This window comes from Vibrio sp. Vb1554 (assembly GCF_033344235.1).
The window spans coordinates 1-1,773 of the sequence record NZ_JAWPOJ010000108.1 but is presented as its reverse complement, the minus strand read 5'-3'; the positions used below and the strand labels follow the sequence as shown (position 1 = coordinate 1,773).

At 48.3% G+C, this 1,773-nt stretch carries 3 protein-coding genes; 1 reads left to right on the top strand and 2 read right to left on the bottom strand.

The features are described from left to right. A partial coding sequence (locus R8N28_RS24035) for a hydroxymethylglutaryl-CoA lyase (RefSeq protein WP_318183526.1) occupies window positions 1-827 on the top strand: 827 nt, incomplete at its 5' end. A 35-nt stretch (window positions 828-862) separates the two neighbouring features. Here the strand turns inward: R8N28_RS24035 and R8N28_RS24030 are convergent. Both R8N28_RS24030 and R8N28_RS24025 read right to left on the bottom strand, forming a co-directional pair. Then, window positions 863-1,414 (bottom strand): DUF2301 domain-containing membrane protein, encoded by a 552-nt coding sequence (locus R8N28_RS24030; RefSeq protein ID WP_318183525.1) that lies wholly within the window; start codon window positions 1,412-1,414, stop codon window positions 863-865. A gap of 25 nt (window positions 1,415-1,439) precedes the next feature. Beyond that, on the bottom strand, window positions 1,440-1,773 hold a 334-nt coding region (locus tag R8N28_RS24025; protein WP_318075301.1), incomplete at its 5' end, for a DMT family transporter.

The following is a 1,773-nucleotide window of genomic DNA, read 5'->3' as shown; positions in this document are numbered from 1 at the left end:
CTCGCACTAAAATCCGGCTGATTGATTTGCTTTCTGACACGGGTTTGAGTCACATCGAGGCAGGCTCATTTGTCTCACCCAAATGGGTTCCGCAAATGGCAGATTCCAAAGAAGTCATGCAAAATATCACGCGAAGAGCCTCGGTGACTTACTCGGCACTCACCCCTAACCTCCAAGGGTTAGAGCAAGCCTTAGATGCTGGCGCCAATCAGGTCGCCATTTTCACTTCGGCTTCAGAAGGCTTTTGCCAGCATAATATCAACTGTTCAATTACAGAGAGCTTGAAACGCTTCGAGCCATTAATGGTTCAGGCCGATAAATACCATGTTCCAGTTCGTGGATATCTATCGTGCGTCGTCGATTGCCCTTACGATGGGGCGACATCTCCAACACAAGTGGCCAACATATCGCAAGCGTTGATCGAGTTGGGATGCTTCGAGGTGTCCTTGGGCGACACGATCGGAACCGGTACGCCTAATGGTGTAAAAGAAATGCTGGAATCGGTGTTAGCGAGCATTCCAAACCAACGTTTAGCCGTACACTTTCATGATACATGGGGGCAAGCGCTGGCAAATATCTACCAAGCCTTAAGCATGGGCATCACCACGGTAGACAGCAGTGTCGCAGGATTGGGAGGGTGTCCATACGCGCATGGTGCATCTGGCAATGTCGCTACAGAAGACGTGTTGTATTTATGCCAAGGCTTGGGCATTGAAACTGGCGTGGATTTGGAGCTGTTAGCCAAAGCAGGATGGATGATAAGCGATGAACTGCAACGCCAACCAACATCGAAGGTTTCGCAGGCATTACGTCATAGAATGGAATAACGCACTTTGCATGACGGGCTCAACTAACCCGCCCGTTAGACTTCATAATTCGCTTTGATGCCGATATCAAAGTGCAGTGGCATGCGCCATTTTGCTATAGATAAGTAGGCCATGATCAAACCCGCAAGAAGCGCAGAGATTGCAACAATGGTTGACTGTTCGAACCACAACGCAAATGCCGTCACAACCAACAGCGTAGGTACCAATTTCAAACCAAGAACTTTGAAACAGAACGACTCTTTCAACGCAATCCCAGAAAAGGTGACAAAGATAAAGCCTAATGCGAGCCACACTCGATTTAACTCTGGGTCGCAGACCATCAAGATCACCCCTATCCAACCAGACCAACTGATGATAGTGCGAACTGACTTACTGTAAACGTGAATATTACTCGCAGACATTGCACCAGCAATGGTGAATACCGCAAATACTGCGCTATATCTGCCATCCACCCCGTCGAGCCATTGACTTTCCAACGCAGCCAACCCCAACAGAGCGATGGCAAACACACTGATGCCAGCGCGATACAAGCAAACGCTCAGCTTATCTAAAAAATCTAATGTTTCTTGATGTTCAGTATTTGCCATCGTCGTTCATCTTTAGAGCGTGTATTTACGCTCGCTTGGGGAAGCGGAATCTGCCGCCAGTGCGGTAAATCACCAAAGAAAAGAGAATCAGCAGACAACCAACAAGTTTATTGGCCGTCAGAACTTCACCATACCAAAGAATGCTGAGAACAACCGTCCAAACCGGCTCTAAGATCATAATCAGTGCCGCATTCCCTGCTTGGACAAACTTTTGCCCCATCGTCTGCATAACGTAACGCAAACTCGTCGCAAGCAACGTACTGAGCGCAAACCACCACCAAATGGATGAATCCACCTGCTCTGGTCGTGATTCCATCAAGAACGACACCAACAGACCTAGACAGCCTGCTGAAAACAGC

Bases quoted from the DNA above. Each gene is read 5' to 3' on its own strand.
- R8N28_RS24030 (WP_318183525.1), bottom strand. From the start codon at position 1,414: ATGGCAAATACTGAACATCAAGAAACATTAGATTTTTTAGATAAGCTG.